At 58.2% G+C, this 23,666-nt stretch carries 14 protein-coding genes; 7 read left to right on the forward strand and 7 right to left on the reverse strand.

What is annotated here, in order from left to right:
• Positions 1 to 67 precede the first annotated feature (67 nt).
• The gene (locus tag BLR72_RS20255; protein ID WP_091951471.1) at positions 68 to 7,669 is read right to left on the reverse strand and encodes a peroxidase family protein; all 7,602 of its coding nucleotides are present in this window, start codon (positions 7,667 to 7,669) and stop codon (positions 68 to 70) included.
• Between the two features lie 741 nt (positions 7,670 to 8,410).
• Between BLR72_RS20255 and BLR72_RS20260 the strand changes: the two genes are divergently transcribed.
• The gene (locus BLR72_RS20260; protein ID WP_175492421.1) at positions 8,411 to 9,349 is read left to right on the forward strand and encodes a sensor histidine kinase; all 939 of its coding nucleotides are present in this window, start codon (positions 8,411 to 8,413) and stop codon (positions 9,347 to 9,349) included.
• Between the two features lie 354 nt (positions 9,350 to 9,703).
• Here BLR72_RS20260 and repC read toward each other — a convergent pair whose 3' ends face one another.
• The 3 genes from repC to repA form a co-directional block, all read right to left on the reverse strand.
• A complete protein-coding gene (gene repC / locus BLR72_RS20265) occupies positions 9,704 to 10,921 on the reverse strand; it encodes a plasmid replication protein RepC (protein ID WP_091951474.1) in 1,218 nt (405 codons plus the stop codon).
• A gap of 155 nt (positions 10,922 to 11,076) precedes the next feature.
• Positions 11,077 to 12,105: a plasmid partitioning protein RepB gene (repB, locus tag BLR72_RS20270; RefSeq protein WP_091951476.1), complete on the reverse strand. Its 1,029-nt coding sequence runs from the start codon at positions 12,103 to 12,105 to the stop codon at positions 11,077 to 11,079.
• Complete coding sequence (gene repA, locus BLR72_RS20275; RefSeq protein ID WP_027232686.1) at positions 12,105 to 13,298, reverse strand: plasmid partitioning protein RepA; 1,194 nt, start codon at positions 13,296 to 13,298, stop codon at positions 12,105 to 12,107. The genes repB and repA overlap by 1 nt, the downstream gene beginning before the upstream one ends.
• 544 nt (positions 13,299 to 13,842) lie before the next feature.
• Here repA and BLR72_RS20280 point away from each other — a divergent pair.
• Positions 13,843 to 14,382 carry a glyoxalase superfamily protein gene (locus BLR72_RS20280; RefSeq protein WP_091951678.1) on the forward strand — a complete coding sequence of 180 codons (540 nt, stop codon included), beginning with the start codon at positions 13,843 to 13,845 and terminating at the stop codon, positions 14,380 to 14,382.
• 5 nt (positions 14,383 to 14,387) lie between these two features.
• On the opposite strand, the gene BLR72_RS20285 is transcribed toward BLR72_RS20280, so the two are convergent.
• Genes BLR72_RS20285 through BLR72_RS20295 form a run of 3 tightly spaced genes read right to left on the reverse strand, consistent with a single transcriptional unit; the run spans position 14,388 to position 18,196 of the window.
• Positions 14,388 to 15,599: an energy transducer TonB family protein gene (locus tag BLR72_RS20285; RefSeq protein WP_091951478.1), complete on the reverse strand. Its 1,212-nt coding sequence runs from the start codon at positions 15,597 to 15,599 to the stop codon at positions 14,388 to 14,390.
• A 3-nt stretch (positions 15,600 to 15,602) separates the two neighbouring features.
• On the reverse strand, positions 15,603 to 16,052 hold the full coding sequence (locus BLR72_RS20290) for a hypothetical protein (protein WP_091924289.1): 450 nt from the start codon (positions 16,050 to 16,052) through the stop codon (positions 15,603 to 15,605).
• A gap of 2 nt (positions 16,053 to 16,054) precedes the next feature.
• Positions 16,055 to 18,196: a TonB-dependent hemoglobin/transferrin/lactoferrin family receptor gene (locus BLR72_RS20295; protein WP_091951480.1), complete on the reverse strand. Its 2,142-nt coding sequence runs from the start codon at positions 18,194 to 18,196 to the stop codon at positions 16,055 to 16,057.
• A 230-nt stretch (positions 18,197 to 18,426) separates the two neighbouring features.
• Here BLR72_RS20295 and BLR72_RS20300 point away from each other — a divergent pair, with 230 nt between their 5' ends.
• From BLR72_RS20300 to BLR72_RS20320, 5 genes are all read left to right on the forward strand, one after another.
• Positions 18,427 to 19,488 (forward strand): hemin-degrading factor, encoded by a 1,062-nt coding sequence (locus BLR72_RS20300; RefSeq protein ID WP_091951482.1) that lies wholly within the window; start codon positions 18,427 to 18,429, stop codon positions 19,486 to 19,488.
• Positions 19,489 to 19,495: 7 nt separating this feature from the next.
• On the forward strand, positions 19,496 to 20,374 hold the full coding sequence (locus BLR72_RS20305) for a heme/hemin ABC transporter substrate-binding protein (RefSeq protein WP_091951680.1): 879 nt from the start codon (positions 19,496 to 19,498) through the stop codon (positions 20,372 to 20,374).
• Between the two features lie 23 nt (positions 20,375 to 20,397).
• A complete protein-coding gene (locus tag BLR72_RS20310; protein ID WP_091951682.1) occupies positions 20,398 to 21,486 on the forward strand; it encodes a FecCD family ABC transporter permease in 1,089 nt (362 codons plus the stop codon).
• Between the two features lie 10 nt (positions 21,487 to 21,496).
• The gene (locus BLR72_RS20315; protein ID WP_091951484.1) at positions 21,497 to 22,297 is read left to right on the forward strand and encodes a heme ABC transporter ATP-binding protein; all 801 of its coding nucleotides are present in this window, start codon (positions 21,497 to 21,499) and stop codon (positions 22,295 to 22,297) included.
• A gap of 228 nt (positions 22,298 to 22,525) precedes the next feature.
• Positions 22,526 to 23,548 carry a LacI family DNA-binding transcriptional regulator gene (locus BLR72_RS20320; RefSeq protein WP_027232677.1) on the forward strand — a complete coding sequence of 341 codons (1,023 nt, stop codon included), beginning with the start codon at positions 22,526 to 22,528 and terminating at the stop codon, positions 23,546 to 23,548.
• Positions 23,549 to 23,666: the final 118 nt, after the last annotated feature.

The raw sequence follows: 23,666 nt of genomic DNA on the forward strand, positions 1-23,666 counted from the left end.
ACTGATCCCCGATCTTTGCGATTTCTTATGGAGGGCTGGCGGGCCGGCATGGCCCGCCATCAAGCAATTACAGTTCGAAGTCCGATGCAGTCAGCGTGTGTGTTCCCTTGATGCTGATCTTGAACTCCGCGCCGCTTCCACCATCCTGATTGCCGTGAACCACGGTGTAGTCGCCGTCGCCGCGCACTTCATGGGTAACCTTCAGCGCACCCTCGGCGTTGAACCCCGATCCCGTGACCAACGTGAAGGCCTGATTACCGGCAATGGAACCCTTGGCATCAATGCCGCTGAGGTCGATTTTGTCGCCGGGCTGGAAGCCATGGATGGTATCGCCGTCGGCATCGTCGGCGGAAAGGAAGCGGAACGTATCGTTGCCCGCGCCCCCATCGATGATGTTGACGGCAGCGCTTGCAACTATCGTGTCATTGCCGCTACCGGTGATGACGTTCTCGATGCCCCAGAGCGTGTCGCTGCCGGTAAGGCTGCTCGTTGCGCTACCCCGGCCCATGAAACCTGAGCCGAGATCGACATCGATATTTGCGGTAATTGCCGCCATATCCAACGTGTCGCTGCCAACGGAGCAGGCGGACGATTCATTGCCGTAGTAGACATCGTTGCCGTCATTGGCGGACGCTACGAAATGGTCGTTTCCCGCGCCGCCATGAGCGATATCGTCGCCTGCCCCGCCATCAATGATGTCGCGACCATCGCCACCGAAGAGCCGGTCGGCCCCCGCGTCTCCGTAGAGCATATCGTCGTCGCCGCCGCCAAAGAGATCGTCGCTCCCCGCGCCTCCGAACAGCATGTCCCGGCCACCTTCGCCGCTAAGATAATCGTCGCCATCCGCGCCGCGTATAATGTCCCGGCCGGAACCGCCAAGAGCACTGTCATTGCCGGCAAGGCCGAGGATCGTATCGTCATTGGCAGTTCCGACGAGAACATCGTCGCCGGCAGTACCGACACCCGTGTGCTGGCCAGTCGATTCGCCTGGGGCATCGACATCGTCATCATCATCGTCACCGTCGCTATCGTCGTCGTCATCGTCATCGCCGGGAAGATGCGGATAGTCGTCGTCATCGCCGTCCGGATCATAGCCCTCATCGGCAAACTGCGGCATGCCCTCAAGCGCTGTGAAAGTGATGCTGTAATCATCGCCGACAAGCGTGGTCTGCCCTGTTTCGCTGATCGAAACTTCATAATCTGCGATCGTCGTTCCAGCTGGGAGTGCGATCACATCCTGCGGACGGAGTGAACCCACGATCGTGTCATTGCCACCATTCGACCGGAAGACAATGCGATGTGCAGACCCGAGCGAGGTGATATCGACCATGTCGTCCCCGATCGTACCCTCGATCGTGATCGTATTGGGACGGAGGCTCGTAGCGGAGAAATCCCCGATGATTTCGATGGTGTCTCCACCGGCCGTACCTGAGGCTGCCGGATCAACACCGTTGATGCGGATTTCCTCGATATCCGTCAGCTCGGCAATGACATTGGCAAAGCCGGTTCCATTGCGCGTTATGACTATTTCTGGCGTGCGCCCATTGAAGCTGGAAAGGTTATTTCCGGGAACCGCATCCCATGCAGCGAGCGTATAGATCCGGTATGTCTCGGCCGAGGCATTGCCGTTGATCACGAATGTATCGCCGGCTGTCCCTTCGGTGCCGCCATTGACAATATCCCGTCCATCGGTGGCTCCCGAGGCATTGGCATTCCAGATAATGATGTCGTCGCCGCCGAGCGCGTTGATGATGTCATTGCCGAGATTGCCGTCGAGCGTATTGTTACCGTTGGTCCCCGTGATTGTTGTGCCGAAATCATTGCCTGTCACCGGAGTTGACGGGGTCGTAAAGATGAAGTCGGCGGCGGTAACGGTGCTGTTGTCGACCTCCTCCAGCCTGATCGAGCCGATGACGTTACTCCCCGCATCACGGATCGTGATCAGCGTATCGTCGACTGCACCGTCTTCGATATCCTCGATCTGAATGCGGGATGCGCTCGTCGTTCCGATGTCGGATGCGGACAGGCCGAAAGCGCTGAGATCGATACGATCCTGACCCTGCGCTGCATTGGCATCGAAGCCATTGATAATATCGGCGCCGAAGTTGCTGGCCGTATAGCGGATAATATCGTCGGTGCCGTTCGAAGTGGTGAGGTTTATGATATCGTTGCCGTCGCCGCCGATGATGACGTTATCGCCGGTTCCGGCATTGATCGTATCATTTCCCGTGCCGCCATCGATGAAATCATTGCCGCCACCGCCATTGATCGTGTCGTTGCCGCCCGCGCCGAAGAGCTGATTGTCGCCGCCATTGCCGTTGATGACATTGGCTTCCGAATTGCCGGTGCCGTTAATGTCGCCATTGCCGCCAAGGGTAAGGTTTTCCACAAATGCACCGAGCTGGTAGGTCTGGTCGGTCTGCACGGTATCCGTGCCGCCCGTCGCAGTTTCTACGATCACGTCGCCGGCCGTCACGATATAGGTGTCGTTGCCATCGAGGCCTATCAGGGTATCGATTCCGTCACCGCCTTCGATACGATTGGCGAGCTGATTGCCCGTGCCGGCAAAGGCGCCAGCGCCGGTGAAGGTTAGATTCTCGACATTTGCGCCGAGGATGTAGGCGGCAAGTGTAGTTTCAACCGTATCGGTTCCTTCGTTCAACGCTTCGATGACGACGTCTCCGGCGTCATCGACCTGGTAAACATCATTGTTGGTACCCCCGACCATCGTGTCGGCTCCAAGACCGCCGATCAATTCGTCATTGCCCGACCCACCGACGAGAAGGTCGTCCCCGGCACCGCCGTCAAGATCGTCATCGCCGGCATTGCCAAACAGCAGGTCGTTGCCGTCATTGCCCACGAGGTCATCGCCGCCGGACGTTCCGGCAAGCACCGTATTCACCCCTGCTGCTGCGGTGCGGGTTCCGATGTCGTCGATGCTGATGGCGAAATCGCCATCGAGCGCATAACCCTCATAGGTACCGCCATTGAAGTTGACGAACTCCACCGCCTCGCCCGATTGGTCGAAATGATCGACAACCGTAATTTGCTGGCCGTTGAACTGGATCAGGAGATTGTCATTGGCGCTGGCGGGTGACGTGAGTTCGCTGAAGGCCAGGCCCGTAAGCGCGCCAGCCGCGATAGAGATGCGGTCGGTACCACTGGTTTCTGTGATCGTGTCACTGCCATCGCCAAGGCCGAACGCATAGGTGTCGTCGCCGCTGCCGCCGTTCAGCGCATCGTTACCAGTCCCTCCCAACAGAATGTCGTTCCCGGCAAGACCGTTGAGTATGTCGTTGCCGCCCTTGCCCACAATGAGATCGTCGTCGCCGGTACCATTCAGCGTTTCCGATGCCGCCGTACCTTCGATTACGTTGAGTACGCCGTCGGTGAAGCGCAGCTTCTCGATACCGCGCACGGTATCGCGACCATCCGATACGGGGTTTGGATTGGCCTCGTTCTCCCCTGCATCATCGTCCTGCTGCGGCTCGACAAAACCGCTATGGTCGATATAGAGGCTCGCATCACTGTTCAGCCCGAACGCATAGTTGGCGCGAACGTCGGTATAAACTGCCGTGTCGATATCACCGGCGACATTGCCGTCCAGTATTTCGCGGACGATCGACAATTGTCCCGGCTTGATTTCTCCCGAAAGCATGCGCGGGGCAAGTTCCGTCATGCTGTCGACGCTGAACGCTGTCCAGGCCTGACCCGGCAGCGGCGTCACCAGAATGCGCACATTGAGCCATTTGTCGCCGTCGATCACATCGTTGCCGGCGAGACCTTTGATGATGTCGTCGCCCCCGCCGCCAAGAAGGATGTCGGAGGCGTCGGCCGTATCCATGACAACCTGTTCGACCACACCGTTGTTGCCGGTTTGCGATGTACGCGCAATGTGGGCCACGAGAGCCCTAAGGCCTGTGATGAGATCCACGTTCTTTTCAAGAAGTGCATTGGAATAGGAGTCGAGCGCGGAGTCCGGGCCGGGGATTGCCGCGGTGCCAGTGGCTTCGGCACGTGTGTTCACAGCTTCGCGACGACCCGTGAGGGTGTCGTCATGTATCCAGCCTGACAAGCCCTCGACCAGATCGAAGCGATCGCGGAGAATGAAGGCTTCCTGGGTTGCAAAGAGCGGTATGCCGAGATCGGAATTTGCCGCGTTGACATCGCCCTTGTGAATGGCCCAGTCAAAACCGGCCATGCCGTTGCTACGCTGGATACCCTCGCTCTGGAACATGATGTCATCGCCGGATTCACCATCGTAGTCGGTGTCGCCGCTGCCGCCGTTGAGGACATCGTGACCAATGATGGAGGAGTTGAAAAACAGTTCCGAGTTTTCGCCCGCAAGCGTATCGAAGCGTTGGCCGCCTTCCAGCCAGTCATCGCCCTCATTGCCCAGAAGGAAGTCGCCGCCGGTACCGCCGAGGATGAAGTCGTTGCCAGTACCGCCGAACGCCTCCTTGCCGTCGGGACCGGTGATGATGAAGTCGTTGCCCTCGTTGCCGAAGATCAGCGACAGGCCGGAACCGCCATGGATGACGTCATTGCCCGCATTGCCATGTAGGAAATCGGCTTCGCCGATATCGGTGCCGGCGTTGGTGATGATGTCATCGCCATCACCGCCAAAAACCTTGTCGACACCGTAGCCCGCCTCGATCCGGTCATTGCCGCCCCGTCCCCATATGGCATCGTCGCCGCCGCCTGAAATGATCGTGTCGTCGTTTTCGGTGCCGCCGATGGTAAAATGCTCGTTGCTGTTGACGCGGATATAGCTTGCATCCGTCACCGTGTCGTTGATCAGGTTGCCATTGGCGTCGCGACGCTCCACCAGCCGCGAGAACGCCTGCAGGGTGGGATCGTCCTGGACCGGGTCAGCGCCTAGCTGCTTGCTGATGTCCATTTCGAGCGTCGGCATCTGGAACGCCGAGAACACGTTTCCAGGGAGTGCCGTCGATCCCGGCTCACCGAGATCGGTATTGCGCATGACGATCTCTGCAAACGTGTTGTTCTCAAGCTCGTTGAGAAGATTGAGACCCTGGGTACGCGACAGATAATAGAACCGGTCGGCGTCCTGCAGGTTCTCCATCGTCATCTGGAATACAAAACTGAAGGTCGAGCCGAGCATGCCGCCGAACGACATCTTCTTCTCGGCAAGACCGCCTATCCAGAAGTCGACATTGTTGAGGCCGCCGAGGACGCCGCCCGCGTAACTTCCCGAAGCATTGAGGAAGTCGAGACGATCGGCTGGAGCGCCAACGCCCCCAAGCACGAGGAGCGTTGCAGCTGACCGCTTGGCCTCGACCGTCAAGGCCTGGGTGATGCTGTCATGTGTGCCATAGGCCGCAATGAAGTTGATGATCGATGCGGGATTCTTGAGGTTCAGCGCAAAGTCCGCCCAACTCTGATAGGGCTTGAGCAGCGTATCGCCTGTTCCATCATAAAATTTCTGGCGCGCTGCATTCAGTGGCGGGGTTCCCACATCGCGTCCGCGGGCGATGTTGATCGTGGCAAGATCGAGCGGTACGCCGAGCAATTGGTTGCGCAGCACGTCGGTCACGAATTCATCGATCTCATTGCCCGTCTGCCGGGTCATGCCGCGGATAATCGCTCCGGCGGCCGTGTCGGCATCGCCTGCATTGGCAAAGGCAACCGGATTGAGGAAGCCATCGAAGAGCGCGAGATCGTCCACGACGGGATCGCCATTCTCATCGAGGGAAATGCGGGCTATATCCTCGCGCAGCATCGAATGGCCGAACCGGTAGACAACGTGCGCAAATTCGGCCGCGATGCTCGGATTGATATCGGCTGAAGGTTCGAACACGAAGGCATCGATATCCGGCTGCATCATGCGGCCGAATTCCTCGAAGACCAGATGCTGGTATTCCATTTCGTTGGTGAAGCGTCCAGCCTGGAACAGGCGCTCGCCGTCCCAGACTAGCGCAGCCAGTTCCTCGGGCGTTGCCGGCATGGCGGCAACATCGACGAGTAGCCAGTCGTTGAGGAAATCGAGATCACCAGACGCAAGCGCGATCTCCTTGGTTTGGTCGATGAGGCGATTGTGCTCCGAATGGAAAACGTGATGGACAGCGGTCAGTGCAATGTTTTCATTGGCTCTGCCGTCGCCTGCCACATAATGAGCGTCAAGCATTTCGTTGTCGTAAGCTAATTGGCCGCCGCGGGTGTTGAAGCCGCCGGCCGTACCATCGGCATTGAAATACCCTATGCCTGAGTCGGTATCGGCCTGCAGGGCTCCCAACGCGTCAAGGATGGGAACTGCCGCATGAGCGATGTCGTCGAGGAACGCATGGCCCGTCAGAATGGCGCCTTGGGTGCTGACGGGTTCGGCCGGGTTACCCTCGCGCAGCACATCGTCCGCCGTTCCCAATTGGCCATCTGGGCCAAGCCCGACGACGAGTTGCGGATAGCCGTTTGGTCCAGGTATGAAGTTGCCGTATTCGTCCGCCGCTATCAGGGGAATTTTGCCGACATCAGCATCGGTAAGACGAATGCCGAGAACGTTGGCGGCTTGCGCCTTGATGTCCGCCCAGGTCGCAAGGCCCCCTGCGGTGCCTTCCAGCAAATAACCCGTGGCAATCGGCTTGCCATCTGGACCGGCAACATACTCGCGCATGAAAACCTGCTTGGAGGCAGTCGAACCATAAGTCTGGTTCTGATCGACCCACGGCGTCGTGAGGTTGACCGGATGCGCGGGACCATCGTCGGCCGTATTGGCAATGCCATCGAGGCCAAGTCCGTCATCGGCAGTACCGATCAGGCCGTCACGGCCGGCATCAACCGTCACACGGGTCAATGCCATGAAATTGGTGTGACTGCCGGGAACATAGAGCGGATCGTCCGGCTGCAGCGGCACATAGACTGTCCCGTTGCCGCCCTTGGCGACGAGATCGAGCCCATGGTCAAAAAACTGACCGAAGATGGTCATCCAACCATTGTAGGGCGAGGAAAGACCATCGTCGGGGGACACATTGGGGAGCAGCACGCTGTTGCCGTCAATCTCGATGCCATGCTCCTGCAGCAAGCCATCGAGCACGCCCTTGGCAAGTGTATAGGCATTCGACGGTGTCTGGCCTGGTCCCGGAGCCGGAATGGCTTTGAGAATGGTATGGGCGTTGACGATTTCGGTGAGTGCCGTAGTCAGTGCGGCGCCTCTCACCCCTGCATGCATCAGCGCCGCACTGATCGCGGCTGGATTGTTGAGCGTCTGATCGACGATCAGGTTGGATATAAGGCGGGGATCGGCATCGATTACGGTTCCGCTGCCTGGGGCATAGGTCTGGCCAGGGCCGGTCCCGCTTGCGGGCCGGCCGTCACCACCGCCGCTGCCGCCAACGCCATAATCGTTGTTGTCATAGATCGTGCCAGGCCCGAAGACGAGACTGTCGCCGTCAGCATCGTTCATGTAGTTCGGGTCAAAAATGCCGGGGAAGCTTTGGTCGGCTGCGCCCCAACTCTCCCGGCCAGGGATGAGATTGTTATAGCTGCCATCGACGGTGCGAAGACCATAGGGAAGCAGGTGCGCCTGGGTAAGGCCATCATTGCCATTATAGCCCGCCACCAGTTCGGCCAGGTCACCGCCCGCTGCGTGCGCTTCCGCTATCTTGATCTGCTTGAGGATAAACTCGAGATCGTGCTTTACCAACGTTACCATGACAGTCTCCCACGGAACTATGCTGTTGTCCTCGCCTCTGCTTCAGAGAGGAAGCGGGCATTGTGGGGAAGCATCTCTCGAACGGGTCCCGGATGTAACGGAACAAGGTCTGCCCAATTCCACAGTTCCAGGTCGTAAATCGCATTGTCACTAGGTCGGAAAATAAATCAGACCTAAGGCTGATGGTCGATTGGACCAACGGCCTATGGAACACATGTCCTAATCTCCTAGCGGTCGCGCGTTCCTGCCGTATATTAGGGTCTGATCGGCTGGTTTCGGGAGGAATGCTTGCAAGCTAAATGGAGGCAAGAAATCAAGGCGTGGTTTGGCGAGAAAAGCCTGTCAACGCAATTTGCCCTTGCCGGCGGCGTGTTCATGCTCGGAGCCATGTTTCTTGCAGGGTCTGTTGTTTCGAATATCGTATCGAAGGTTACTGTCGAAGACACCGCCAGTGCGACCGCACTGTTTCTCCAAAGCTTGATCACCCCTCTCGTTCACGACCTCGCAACGGTTGAATCTCTGTCGGCAGAACAGATCCAAAGGCTGGACGCTTTGCTGGGCGGCGATGAATTCAGCAAAAGGTTTCCGCACCTCGAGATCTGGAAGGATGACGGCCTGATCGTCTATTCCAGATCGGCGGAGATTATCGGGCGAAGATTTACGGCACCGCATGGCCTCGTCGACGCTCTTGCCGGAGAAGTATCGGCGCAGTATGCGGACCTGTCGGCCGCCGAACACACGGTGCGGGAATTCAACAAATCCTATCTCGAAATTTACGTCCCTATTCGCGAACTCCTTTCTGGCGATATCATTGCCGTTGCCGAAATCCACGAGGTGCCCAGCCAACTCGAGGAAAAGCTGACCCTTGTGCAAAGACGCACTTGGCTGGCCATTGTGGCGGCGACCCTCCTTATCGTTCTCGGGCTGTTTGGAATCGTCTATCGCGGCAGCCGGTTAATCGATGTTCAGAAAGCCGGCCTCGTCCAGCGCCTTAGAAAGATAGAACAGATCTCGGAGCACAATCGTCGCCTGCGCGAACGATCGCAGCAAGCCTCAAGCCGCGTTGCAGAGTTCAATGAAAGGGCGCTTCGCAACATCGGCGCCGATCTGCATGATGGTCCGGCGCAGTTGATAACGCTGGCGGCACTAAAATTGGATGAGGTACACCGTGCCCCGAATGGAGCCGCGCGGAAAATTGAGCTCAAGAAAATCGGCAGCGCGCTTTCGGAAGCACTGGATGAGATACGTTCGATCTCGAAAGGCCTGATGTTGCCGGATATCGAGAAGCTCGCACTTTCCGATTTGATTTTTCGCGTTGCGCGAAGTCACGAGCAGCGAACGAATACCAAAGTGGACGTAGACTGCCTGCCAATCACGGAGCCCCTCCCCCTTGCCATCAAAATCTGCGTCTATCGCTTCGTTCAGGAAGGCCTGACGAACGCCTTCCGCCATGCGCGCGGTCACGAACAATCAGTCATATGTACCTTTGACGGCATGCAGCTCAACGTTTCAGTTAAAAGCGGAAACAACCTTCAAGACAGGGAGCCCCCGGTCTGGCGCGAAGGCATGGGTCTCAACGGGCTGCGGGATCGCGTCGAAAGCCTGGGAGGATCATTCCAGGTGTATTCGGGCCAGAACAGCGCCAACCGAATCGAGATGACCCTTGATTTCAGGAATTAGCCGAGCACCCTTAAGCACGCTGCGCGAGCATCTGGCATGTTCTCACCGTTGACGCTCATCGCTGGGCCGGGTGACAAAGGTGCCAACTATCTTTCGAGCCCAAGGTCGCGTTATGGTTAACAAATTGTTTTATTGGCATATATTCGTGATAATTGAACCTAACGAGACATTCGTTTCTGTGTCTTGGATAAATGATCAACGAATGCATTCCAGTTTGCCCGGACGAATTCACATCCGGCGATCGCGTGAACGACGTCGCGCGGATCGTGCACGCGGCTGTTTCCTCGGTCAAACATGTGCTCCACCGGGAAAGGAAACTCGGCCTTCGGGCGTAAACTAAGGCAACCTCCATCCTCATTCACCTGCCACCAGCGTCGGGCGTATCCCGTTGGCTTTGAGCGCCGCCATCAGCATGGGGCCGACGGTAAACTCCCCTGCCCGCGCCTTCTCCGTCAAGGCCCGCAGATAGCCGCCGGCGGAATTGATGTGCTGGGCACGCTCGAGGATCAGGGCGATGACGATGGCGGTGTTTTCTTCGCCAAAGACGTCGAGCGCCTCCGCATAGGCCGAGGGCGAAATGCCAAGGTAACCTCGCACCTGCGCCGCCGTCGCCATGAAGCCGCGCCAGTTGTCGATGCCGCCCGCCGCATAGTCGGTAATTTCCGGACACGCCTTCATCACCAGCCCCAATGGATAGGTCTTGGTGACATCCTCGGCCTTCTGCCGGATGGGCTCGGAGCTCGCGTCTCGGCTTTTTCTTGAGCCGGGTTCAAAGTCAGATGGAGAGTCGGTATTTGAATTCTGTTGCTGCGGCTCAGTGTGAGACTCATTGCCGCTCGTATTTCTGGTATTAATGTTGGTTTCCAGAAGGATAGCCACTTCCTCATGCAAATCGGCCAATGCAGCGAGGATTGGCTCCAGCGCGGCGAGGGCTGCCTGGCGCGGAATAGCCTCGACCAGGGTGCGCAGACGCTGCCACAGCGTCGCCCAGTCGCCTGGGATGGCTTCGGCAACGGCAACCTCGATCAGCTTGGCGATATCGCGGCGATGCAGGGTAATACGCTCGCGCACGAGCTTCAGCGCCCGCTTTTCAGCGCGCACATTTTCAGCTGCGGCTTCGATCTCCCCGGCGCGGGCGAGCAGTGGCGCCAGCGAGAAGCCGAAAGCGTCGGTAATCTCCCCTCCCCTGCCCTTGTGCGAATAGCGCTTGCCGTTGGGGCTGTCCTTGCGGGTGATGAGGCCGCATTCGACCAGCGCTGCCAGATGCCGGCGCAAGGTGGCGCTCGCCATGCCGTGCGCGCGCATTGAGAGCTGCACGTTCGATGGAAAGACGACAAGCCCGTTAGCGCTGGAAAGTTCATTGTCCGGCAGAAACGACAACAGCGCATTGAGAACGGCAAGCGCCCGATCACCGATGCCGATGATGTCCTTGCCTTCGCACAGCCAACGATAGATCTGCCATTTGTCGGCCGTCTTGTCGTGATCCACCGTCTGTGCCTGCCGCTGGGCTTCCAACTGGCCAAGCGACATCCCCCGCCGCCCGAAGGGCGTCGTTATAAGATTACCGAGCATCTCGTTTCACCTTTTCAAAAAGGCAAAAGAACTCAACTCGCCAAAACGACGCCAATGACTCTTGACAGTGATTCGGGGAAATGCGATTCTCAAGTTGCTACAGATGAGAAGGGCTTCCACGACGGCAACGTTTGGGGGCCTTTTTCTTTTGCGGTTTAGTCTCCCGTTGTTTCCTTTTCTGACTTCCGGAAAGCCTCATAGAGATCTCCCAGATTGTCGGCGATCCATTCGGCAAAGCGTGGGCCGTTGCTCGCCTCGAGCGTAACCGTGGCCTTCTTTGCCGTTGTTTTCAGCGTAACGCTGACAGACTTGTCACTTGGAACCCAGACCTTGGCCCCGGTGGCTGCTCGCGCCTTGTCAGGCCTTCGGCTCACGATCTCGACGGCCTTTTGAAAGCGCTGGTCACTGGACATCGCCCTGCAGTTGTCCGCGGACAACAACGCCAATAAGTCCTTGAGCCTTGATTTCGGCGCCAGCTCAGCAAACTCCATCCACCGCCGCCTCCCGACCTCCGGTGCCGCGCCGATTGCCTCAATAAGTTCGACCGGAATTTGACGTACAACCGAGATCATCTTCGAAAGAGCCGCCTTGTCCACGCCAAGCGCAGCCATGATCGTATCGCGCGAGAACGACCGTTCTTCGAGACGAACCGCAAAGAGGGCCCGCTCGATATAGGAAAGGTTGGTTCGCGCATTATTCTCCTGGCCCTGACTGACAACCAGCTGATCATCGGAAAGCTCCCGGATGACGGCGCGAACCTTGGTGCCCAACTGCCTTACCGCCGCCAGCCGGCGGTGACCGTAGGCGACCTGATAGCGGCCCTTATCCTGCGGGTGTGGACGCACGAGGATCGGCACTTGCTGGCCGTGGCTCTTGATCTGTTCAACGAGTTCGGCAAGTTCCGCCGCATCGATGCCAAGGCGATCGCTGATGAAAGATCCGTCAACGATGGCGGGGTCAAGCTCGACAATCGTCTGACCTTCGGCCAGTTGCTTCTCGATATCCTGCGCGCGCTCAAACTTCTGGGTGATGCTGCCGAGCGTCTTTGTGATGCCGCCAATGGGCGTGCTGCGCACAGTCGGCGCGACAAAGCCGGCGAGCGGTCTCGTGGCCGTCATTGGCGTTGCCGTATCCGGGGCGGCACTCTCGGCGGCGGAAACCTCGATGAGGTTCTTGCGGGCCATTATTTCCTCCCCCAGGTAGCGTTGAGGAGGCCTTCGATTTCGGAATTGACCGAGTTCAGCGACTCCATCGCCCGGTCGTAGGTGCCCCGCGTAAACTGGCTCCGCTCGACCTCATAGAGCGTCTGCTTGGTCACGCCCGCATCGGAAATCGCAGTCGATTTCAGCATGGGATTGTGTAGCATTCGATTGCCGAAAATCGCCCGCATGAATCCGGTCATCTGGTTCTGCGGACCATCATTGGGCTCGTAGCGCGTCACGAGATAGCGCATCCAGTCATAGCTTGTGCGGCCGCCTGCCCGCTCGACCACGGCCATCATCTCGCTGGTCATGGCTAGAAACTGCGACATGGACATCACATCGAGCATTTGCGGATGCACGGTAATCAAAACCGACGTTGCTGCGCACAATGCCGACATCGTCAGGAAGCCGAGCTGTGGCGGGCAATCGATGATAACGACGTCGTAAAGGCTTTCAATGTCGGCGAGCACCTCGCCTATGCGGGCGAAGAACATCGTCTCCGCCGATCCCGATGTAATCGCGCGTGGTGTTTCGTGCTCGAACTCCATGAGTTCCAGATTGCCCGGCACGATATGCAGGTTTTGCGTATATGTCGCCCGAACGATCTCTGCGATCGGCCGCGGGTCCTCGTAGCGTATCGCACCGTAGAGCGTTTCGCCCTCGCCCACATCGAGTTCCGGTTGATGGCCGAAGAGCGCCGACAGCGAAGCCTGGGGATCGAGATCCACCGCCAGAACGCGCTGGCCGCGCAGCGCGAGATATTGCGCCAGATGCGCGGAGGTCGTCGTCTTGGCTGACCCGCCCTTGAAGTTCATTACCGCGATGACCTGCAGCTTTTCTCCGGACCGGCGGTTGGGTACGTATTTTTGCGATCCGTTCTTTTCGTCGAGGGAGCGCCGGATCCGCTCCATATCGGCTGGCGTATACATCCGCCTGCCGTTTGCAAGGGGTTCCGGTCCGTGTCCTTCCGAGGCCACCTGCCGCAGATAGCCTTCACCAATACCGATATAGTAGGCGGCCTCGGCCGGCGTGAACTGCCGGATGCTTTTCTGGGACGTTGGCGGAAATATCTTCTGCTGATGAAGCTGGAGCTGGCGTGACAATTCCAGCGAATCCGCGGACAACATCGATGGCAGGTGCTCCTGCTCGCCGCTTTGGATTGGTGTCTGTAACATCGGTGATCCTCGAACTGCGCAATTGACGAAACTTTAGCTCAAACTGCGCAGTTACAATATGGCCCGATTCGTAAAGAATTCACAAACATTTAACCATGGCGCGAATTGGCTGCCCAAGCGGCTGTTGTCCGCGGACAACTTTGGCAATTTACAGCCATAAGTATTCCTTCGAAGCGGGGCCAGGAACCTGCCGCAGCCTTACGATAGGAGAGGGGAGATTGTCGTCGCCATAACGCCTGATACAGAGCCAGCATCCCGGGTTCTTCGCACTGGAAATATACCCTCCACAGCGTGACAGCCAGCCACGCGGATAGCCAAGTTCTCCTCTCAAGAAATATTGCGGGAAACACATTCCCGCCCCTGACAATTGCGATTTCCTTCACTAAATTGGCTCTCAAGGCCTGAAGGTGCGCCTGCCGTCCGCACTCCCGAAATGGAGCATGGTGAACGCCTTCGCATAATGTTTCCTGACCTTCCAAACGTCGGGCGAAATTATCTGCAACGCGGGCACGGGTATGAATTTCGCCAGATGAAAGGAAACGTTATGCGTGATTACCGCAATGCGAAAGCTATGGCGAAAGTGCTGAGAGATGCATTCGCCGAACGCGAACAGGCCATCAAACAAAGCGAAGCACTCGAGATCGTGGCCCGGCAGTTTGGCCTGGCGAACTGGAACATCCTCGCCGCGCGGATCGATGGTGCGACAGAGAGCAGTGCCATCGCCTTTGAACAGGCTGTCCCTATCGTCAGAATATTCGACGTGGCGAAGGCGCACGAGTTCTATCTGGGGTTCTTGGGATTCAAGGTCGATTGGGAACATCGCTACGGCGACAACTTTCCGCTTTACACGCAAATCTCCCGCGGCGCCCTGCGGCTGCACCTGTCCGAACATGCAGGCGATGCAACGCCGGGTGGCAACATGGTCATCTATATGAAGGGAATACGAACGTTCCACGCGGAGCTTTCAGCAAAAAACTACCGCTACATGAAGCCTGGACTTCATGACGAGGGCACTCGGCTTGAACTTGAGGTGACAGACCCCTTCAACAATCACATGCGATTCATGGAAGTAACGGACGCGTAATCCACTTAACCGCCAAAGGCGAGGGGAAGGTCAAACGCCCAGCTCGAGCGTTTGGCGTCGGCGGGGATCGGAGGGAAGGGCGCAGCACGCCTGACTGTCTCAATCCCCGCCCGATCGACGGCGGGATTGCCAGAACTGCGGCCTACGGCAACGCTCGATACGCTGCCATTATTGGCGACGACGAAGGAAACGATCAACTCACCGCGCAATCGCCCCTGGCGGCGCAAAGCGCGCCGAAGCTTCGACGTCACCGTACCCGGATAGTTTGATACCGCCGCATTTCCCTCAACGGTGGACTTTCCTTTGGCGTTGCCATCAGAACTTTTGTCGCCATCGTTTTTGCCGTCGGCAACGCCGACGCGCGCTGTGCGCTCATTCGAGCCCTTACGACCCTTTGCTACTACTGGCTTGGACGGCTTAGCCGGCTTTGCTTCGTTTTGTGCCTTTGCCGTGAGCGTCACGAGTTTTTGAACCGGGGCAGGGTCGGTCTTCTCGATAGTGGGCTGCGCGTCCGCTGGACTATCGGCAGGCTCTTCAACCGGCTGGACTGCAGCCGCCTTAACGTCCGCCGCTTGCGTTACCGGGGCGACGCTGCCGTGTTCGGACGGGACCTGCACCGCAAGCACTTCGATCGCGTCAGCGGGTGCAACGGTTGCTGGCGTCTCCTCGACAGCTGTGACACTTTCTGCCGGTTCAACCGGCATAATCGCTTCCGCAGGCACCGGTGTCTCAATTGGGGCGTCGCTGGCTGCAGGGGAGGGCGGTACTTCGACATTTTCCACCGGTATCAGGATTGGTGCCTGCATCGATATCAGTGTGACGTTGGTCGCATCAGGGAGTTGATCCGGCTCACCTGAACTGTTCATGTCGACCGCGCCGTCGCCAAGCAAAGACGCCATGGTCTGCTGGCTTCCAGCAATCAGGACTTCGTCTGCGATGAAGCCGACCATGAAGAGTGCCAGCGCGGCATGAAAGCCGCACGACAGAAGGAGCTTGCGATACCAGCTTGTAGCGGCCCGCCTAAGCGTGCTTGACAGGCTTTCGCCTGCGTTGGCATCCGGCGAAAGTTCCATCGCCGACGCGCCCGGTAGTTGCTGATGCTCTTCGGGATGCGCGTAGGAGAGGAGCAGACTGGTATCGGAGACAAGATGCAGCGCTGGCGGTTCCGCCAGCCTGACAGGCTGGGGCTCGGAACGAAATGCCAGCGCGTGGGCCATCACTCAACTCCCGAACTGCACCGATGATTTGGTGATGGGCTTCAACTGCCGGATACAGGCTTTCGGGTCGATCCCCGCGCCGGAGCACTCCGTTGCATCGTTGATGAGGACACGCGTCACCTTGGCACAGTCCGTGTCGCCGAGATCGAAGCGCCGCACCTTGGTCTTGCCTTCGGGGAGGTCCTTGAAGTCAAGCACCGTGATGCGGTCGACGACGTTCGCCTCGTTGAACAGAGCAATCTCGAAGGCCGCCTTGTCGAGCGGAGCTTTGAGGTTATTGCTGACGACGAAGGTAAGGCGGCAGCCCTTTTCGGAGGGCTGCAGCGCATTCAATTCGAGAGTCAGGGCTGGCGCCGGGGTGGACTCTTCCCCCGACGCCAGCCCCGTTGCGGCAAGAAGTGATATGGCTGTAACAGCGGTCATGCTAAAGCCAAGACTTGCTGCAAATTTCATGGTTACCATCCAAATTGTTTGGCCAAGGTGAGTTTGAAGGTCCGGCCCTTGGCGTCTGTGCCGGACAGATTCTCGCGATATTGCCGATCGAAGATGTTCTCGACAGCGAAGCGGGCTTCGAAACCGGCATATTTGCCCTCCGCGGGCTTCCAGCTTGTGAAGATGTCGTGAACGCCGTAGCCCGGTGTCGGCTGGCCGGTGAAGCCTGTATCGGTGTGGGCGGCGAATTGGCCGCGCCAGCCATACTCCACGCCATAATCGACCATCCGGCCGCCGACCGTCATCGTCAGTTGCTGCGCGGGGATCGTCGTCAGCGGAGCACCCGTCTGCTCGTCCTCGCCCTTTATGTTGCTGTAGGCGAGGCGAGTGAAGAAGACCTCAGCGTCATAGGACCCTTCGACTTCAACGCCATAAATTTTCGCTTCGGCGATGTTAACGTAGTAGGTGACGGGCAAGCGGCTGCGGTTGTTTGGATTGGTGCTGATGAGGTTGCGGATCTGGTTGTAGAACCCGGTGGTCTTCAGTTGCAACGTATCGCCGGCCCGCATCAGATCGTAACCGGCGACAGAAAAGCCGGCTTCGTAATTGTTCGACGTCTCCTTCTCGAGATCCAGGCTGGCAGTGCGACCGCCAGGATAGGTCCCGCGTCCAGGACCCGACGTTGAGTAGAACTCATCGATGGTCGGGAACCGTTCCGTGTGGGCCACCGACCCGAACACCGAGAAGCTGTCGTTGAACTTGTAAAGCGCTGCAAGCTTTGGCGAAATTGCATCATCCGAGGTGTCTTCGGCACTGGCGATACCTTCTCCCGGCGATGTATCGCGGTAGTCATAACGAATGCCGGGGATCAAGGTCAGCTTTTCGCGCCACACGAATTCGTCCTGGGCGTAGAACCCGTACTTGTTCTCGGTTCCCTCAGGATGGAACAGAATCGGACCAGGCCGAACACCGCCGAGCGATTCGGCGTCGCGATCCTGACGGCTGATTTGCGTGCCGATCGTCAGGTAGTTCTCGAAATCGTCAGCCTTGTACTCAAAGGTATTCTCGAGACGAGCCTGCAACGTCTGGTACGAATAATCCGAATCGTCGAACAGCTGGTCGGGCATCCCTATTCCCGAAGCATTCGTCTGTTCGTTCGCCGTGTCCGAATAGGAGAGTTCGAACTTGAGATTGAGCCATGGATTGTCGCTGGCGGGATTCTCGTAGCTTAAGACGGCCGTCTGGTCAGTCACCTTGCGATCGACTGTTCCAAAATCAAAATTGTCGGTCTGTGAATATGCCTGGTCGTCGCCGCTGCCCTGCCAGCGCTGATAGGAGAGGCGGATGGTCTGTTCGTTACCATCACCGAAACGATAGGTGCCTTTCGCAAGACCCGACCAGGATTCGAAATTCGAACCCTGGATCGTGTCGCCATCGCCGTCCTTGTAATCGTCGCCCTGGCGATAATTGCCCATTCCGAGGAACTCGAAATTCTCGTTCAGGCGGGTCGCATAAATGGTTGAGCCGAGAACGCCCGTACCATTGGAATCATAGGCGCTCTTTACGCGCACGGCATTGTTCTGACCGTTCACCAGAAAATCTGCCGCGTCTTTCGTCGTCAGATTGATGACGCCGCCGAGGGCTCCGGAACCGTAGAGGGTAGACGAAGCCGGGCCGCGCAGGACTTCGACCTGCTTGTAAAGCTCGGGATCGCTGAAAAAGGATCCCATGCGGTACTGCTCGTAGAATTTGGGCGTACCATCGACATTGATGATGATCTTCGATTCGTCCGCCGCCGCGGCTCCGCCGATACCACGGATGTTGAACGCCTCGCCAAAAATACGGTCGCTGCCGATCGCGGTGACACCGGGCACGTCGCGCAGCGTATCGCCGATCGTCGTCGGCTGGTCCTGATCCATCTGTTCCTGATCGACCACGGTTACGGCCTGCGGCGTATCGATCGCGATCTTGTCGACGCCGGCGCCGATCACCAGTCGCTGCAGCAGCGTCACGCGACCCTTCTTTGCAGCTTCACCCTCGGGCTGTTGCGCCCCCAGTTGTACATTTGCGGTGGCCTGCTGCGCCCCCGCAACCGTCGAGCCAATCATTACCATCAGCGCCGCTCCGCCGAGCAGAGCAGCCGTATTCCGTGCAATAAGCCCCATAATTACCCATTCTCTCCAGAGTCTGAATGCTGGCTGGCTTAAAGGCGCTCTTGAAAAAGCTCATTGCTCGCTTGCAAACGATTGTTTCTAGAAGGTCATTTCAAATCTTGACTGGTTGACTCTTCTTTGTGTTGAGTAATAAAGGTGACTTTAAGAGTCAAGTTTGAAAAATGGCATTCTTGCCCGCTTCAGACTTTCATTCGAGAACAAAACATCAAGGGGCGCTCGCCATGGCTGAACCAGTAAAATCTACTCCCGAAACCATTCGGCAGGCTCGTGCTGAAAATCCTAAAATGCGCGAGCGCGACCTTGCACAGCAGCTCGGCGTCTCGGAAGCCGATCTCGTCGCTGCTTACTGCGGAATCAGCGTCGTGCGCATCAGCCCGCGCATCGAGACGTTTCTGACCGACATTGCTTCACTCGGCGAAGTAATGGCGCTTACCCGTAACGAAAGCGCCGTTCACGAGAAGATCGGAACTTACGAAAACGCCCATGTCAGCAAACATGCCAGCATGGTTCTCGGCGAACAGATCGACATGCGAATCTTCCAGGGCCATTGGGCCCATGGTTTTGCAGTTGCCAAAGAAGACGAGGTCGGTAGCGTGCGCCGCAGCCTGCAATTCTTCGACGCAGCAGGCGAAGCAATACACAAGATTCATTTGCGGCCTGCTTCCAGCCTCGAGGCGTATGAAGAACTGGCCGCCAAGCTGCGCCTCGACGACCAATCGCAGACGATCGAACTGACTTCATTGCCCGAAATCGAGGAAAAGAAACTGGCGATCGAAGAACTCGACGCCGCCAGCCTGCGTGATCGCTGGGAGAAAATGCGCGACGTCCACGAATTCTTCGGCATATTGCGGTCGTTGAGCATGACTCGCCACCAGGCGGTGCAAGTCATCGGCGACGATTTCGCTTGGCGTCTAGACGCGCAAACGGTGACCACGATGCTGCACCAGGCGGCCAAGGGCGAAATGCCGATCATGTGCTTTATCGGCAATCGCGGTTGCATTCAGATCCACAGCGGACCGATCCAGGCGGTGAAGCCCATGGGGCCCTGGATCAACATCCTCGACGAGACGTTCCATATGCATCTGCGAACCGATCACATCGCCGAAATATGGGCCGTACGCAAGCCGACTAAAGATGGCCACGTAACATCCCTGGAGGCCTACGATGCGAAAGGCGCGTTGATTGTGCAGTTTTTCGGCAAGCGGGCCGAAGGATCGGGCGAACGCAGCGACTGGCGCGACCTTGTGGAAAATCTTCCGAACCTCATGCATGCGGCGGCGTGAGGCGACCATGACACTCAGGACAATTGTCTGCGCCGGCCTCCTGTTGGCAACGCTTGGCGTGCCAAGCCGGGCCGAAGAGGTTACTGGAGCGCTGCCCGATGCGAGCCGTATTGTGTCGATCGGCGATTCGATAACCGAGATCATCTATGCGCTGGGCGAAGAGTCGCGGCTCGTCGGCAGGGACTCGACGAGTACGTTCCCTGATGCAGCGACCAAGCTTCCCGACATCGGTTACATGCGCGCACTGTCTCCCGAGGGCGTGCTCTCGATCAATCCGACAGCAATCATCGCCGTTGAAGGCAGCGGACCAAAAGAGACGATCGATGTCCTGAAGAAGGCGAGCGTTCCCATGGTCTCCGTGCCCGAGAGCTATTCGGGCCCGGGCATTGTCGGCAAAGTCGAGGTGGTCGGCAAGGCGCTTGGAGCCGAGGCCAAAGCGAAAGCGCTTGCTGGCGAACTTGAAAAGAAGCTCGCATCAGCTGCGGCCGAGACCAAGGATATTCAGGAGCGCAAACGGGTCCTGTTCATCCTCAGCGCGCAGGGCGGCAAGATCCTTAGTTCCGGCACCAAGACCGCTGCCAACGGGATCATCGAACTTGCAGGGGCCGAGAATGCGATCAGCGGCTTTGAGGGCTACAAGCCGCTGACCGACGAGGCGATCATTACCGCAAAACCGGATGTCATTCTCGTCATGGACAGGGGAGGGGATCATGCGGCCGCCAACGCTGACCTGCTTGCCAACAAGGCCATTGCCGCGACACCGGCCGGCGCTTCGAAATCGATTATACGCATGAACGGGCAATATCTCCTCGGTTTCGGTCCACGCACACCCAACGCCGTGCATGACCTTGCCAAGGCAATTTATGGCGACAAACTCAGCCAATGAGCGAAGCCTTGACCACAAAACTCATGGGGCGGCGCCAGACATCGACGAGGCACCTCGCCGATGGCGATCGATCCCATCTGGCAAGGGCAGTCATCGTCATCTTGTGTGGCTGCCTTCTGGCTTCCATGGCGTTCAGCCTTACGGCCGGCGCATCGGATGCATCTGCTCTTTCAGTGCTCTCCAGTTTATTCTCCGCTTCGCAGGACAGTCTGGACGCGGTATCGCTCCGCGACCGGATCATCGTCTACGACATCAGATTGCCGCGGGTCATCCTTGGCGCACTGATCGGTGCCTCACTTGCGGTGTCCGGGGCGGTGATGCAGGGCCTCTTCCGCAATCCCCTCGCCGATCCCGGCATTGTCGGGGTCTCGGCTGGCGCAGGACTTGGCGCGGTGAGCATGATCGTGCTTGGCGGCACGGCGCTCGCGCCCATGATCGCATTCTTCGGTAGTTACGCCCTGCCGCTTGCAGCGTTTGCAGGCGCCTTGAGTTTCACTGCGATTCTCTACCGGGTAGCGACCCGGCGCGGACAAACGTCGATCGCGACGATGCTGCTCGCCGGCATCGCGCTCGGCGCCATGGCCGGCGCCTATATGGGCATACTGGTCTACGTTGCCGATGACAGGCAGTTGCGTGATCTCACCTTCTGGGGGCTTGGTTCCCTTGCCGGCGCCAGTTGGATCAAGATCGCGGCGGCCGGACCCTTCATCATCGCCTCGCTGCTTGCCTCCCCGTTCCTCGCGCAAGGCCTGAACGGGCTCGCCCTCGGTGAAGCCTCCGCCGGCCACCTCGGCATTCCGGTGCAGAGGCTGAAGTATATTGCCATCGTCACAGTCGCCGCGGCGACCGGCGCATCCGTTGCAGTCAGCGGTGGCATAAGCTTTGTGGGGATTGTCGTACCGCATCTTCTGCGCATCGTTATCGGCCCGGATCACCGCTACCTCCTGCCAGCCGCGGCGCTGCTCGGCGCATGCATGCTGCTGCTTGCCGATACGGTGAGCCGGACGATCGTGGCACCCTCGGAACTGCCGATAGGCATTGTCACCGCCGCTGTTGGAGCACCATTCTTCCTCTGGATATTGCTGCGCAGACGCGGCATCCTCGATCTCTAGGACCCGCACCATGGCGAATTCCCATTGCATTGACGTGAGCGACGTAACTGTCTTCCTTGGCCGCAAAAAGATCATCGACGGCGCTGCTTTCACGGCTGAAGCCGGAAAATTCACCGTCGTCTTAGGGCCGAACGGATCGGGTAAGACGACTTTGCTTCGGGCGATGGCGGGTGACCTGCCATTTACGGGCCGCATCAGCCTCAACGGTACACCGATCGACAGGATGAAACCCTGGCAGATGGCTGCCGCGCGTGCGATGCTGCCGCAAGCCACCTCGCTCTCATTCCCGTTCACTGTCCGGGAAATCGTCAAGCTGGGAGTCATCGCCGGCCGTACCGGTGCAGGGCCGGCAAGGGATCTGCCGGATCTCGCCCTGGACCTTGTAGATCTTGCCGGATTCGGCGGCCGGTTCTACCAGGAGCTTTCAGGCGGCGAGCAACAGCGCGTGCAACTTGCCCGTGTTCTCTGCCAGGTCTGGCAACCCGTGCTTGACGGACAGCCGCGTTTCCTCTTCCTCGATGAGCCGGTCTCGAGCCTGGACATCAAGCATCAGTTGATCATCATGCGGATCGCGCGGGACTTTGCTGAACGCGGGGGAGGGGTCATTGCGATCCTGCATGATCTCAATCTCACCGCGATGTACGGCGACAAGGTCGTTATCATGAATCGCGGTCATACCGATTGCGTCGGGACGCCGGCTGAGGTGCTCACGGATGAGCGCATTCTGCGGGTCTATGATTGTGCGCTTAAGGTTGGCGCATTTCCGGCGCCGGGCACGCCGTTTGTCCTGCCGCATTCTGTATTGTCCTGAATAGTAGCCGCAAGCAAGACGGAACCTTGGGCTCAGGCAGCACCCGGGCAAAACCGTCCCCGCCGCAAAAGGCAGACATTTCACAGCATAATTTATTTCTGGTTGCATGAAGCGGAGACTCGCTCTCCCTTCGATGCCGAATTCTATCGCGCCCCGCCTATGCTAACCGGCATCCCGAGGATAAAAGGGGCGAAAGCGGCGCACTATTCGTGCTTCGAGAAGGTTGAAATGGCTCAGAAACCAGCGACGTTGAAGGATGTGGCAGCTTTTGCGAACGTCTCCCGCGCGACGGCTGCTCGTGCGCTCAACAGCTATGGTTACGTTGGCGACGAGACCGCGCAGCGCGTTCAGGAAGCGGCGGAAAAGCTCGGTTACAGGGGCAATCGCCTGGCACAGGCGCTGCGCAACGGCCAATTGCCGATCATCGGCTGCATTCTCGGTGACATTCAGAATCCATTTTTCGCCCGGATCGCGCATGATATCGAGGCTTTGGCGCGTCAAAGCCGGTACAATCTGATTATCGGCAGCAGCGAAGAGCAACTGGAACAGGAAGTCTCCTTGCTGGCGAGCCTGCAGTCCCTGAGCATTCGGGGCTTCATCGTCGCGCCGACATCGGACGAGAACAACATCCATCTAAAGCGCCTGATCGAGGAAAACGTCCCGCTGGTGCTGATCGACCGTGTCGTGCAAGGAATCGATTGCGACAGTGTCGTCGTCGATAATGAAGGCGGAGCGCGCAAGGCCATCGAATACCTCATCGCCATGGGCCACCGACGCATCGGCCTTCTCCAGGACGATACGCGCATCTTCACGTCGCGCGCACGCTTGAGCGGCTATCAAAGCGCGCTTGTCGCCGCAGGCATCAACCCGGACGACAGAATGATTTCTGTATCCCAATCGACAGTCGAACACGCGATCGATGCGACCATTCGACTGTTTAGCCAGAAATCGCCACCGACTGCACTCTTCACCGTCGACAGTTTGATGACCCAAGGCGCGCTGTTGGCCTTTCGTTCGATGGGAATCTCCATCCCGCATGACGTGTCGCTCATCGGATTCGACGACTTCAACCTGGCGACATTTACCGATCCGCAGATCACAGTCGTTGCACAGCCGGTGTCGGAAATCGGCCTTGCTGCAGCGCGGCTCCTTTTTGAACGGCTCTCCGGACATAACCGCCAGACAAGACAAATTCGCTTTGAAACCAAGCTGTTGGTAAGAGGTTCGGTGAGCCGTCGACAGGACGTTTGAGCCCCACCGCGCATCTCAGCAAAAAAATACTCCAACCCACTTGTCAGCGTGAAATTCTTGTGCGCTAAATATGTGTGAGATCGATCTCACATTGTCTTAACGAACATTCGCGCAAGAC

The organism is Phyllobacterium sp. YR620, assembly GCF_900104165.1.
Taxonomy (GTDB): domain Bacteria; phylum Pseudomonadota; class Alphaproteobacteria; order Rhizobiales; family Rhizobiaceae; genus Phyllobacterium; species Phyllobacterium pellucidum.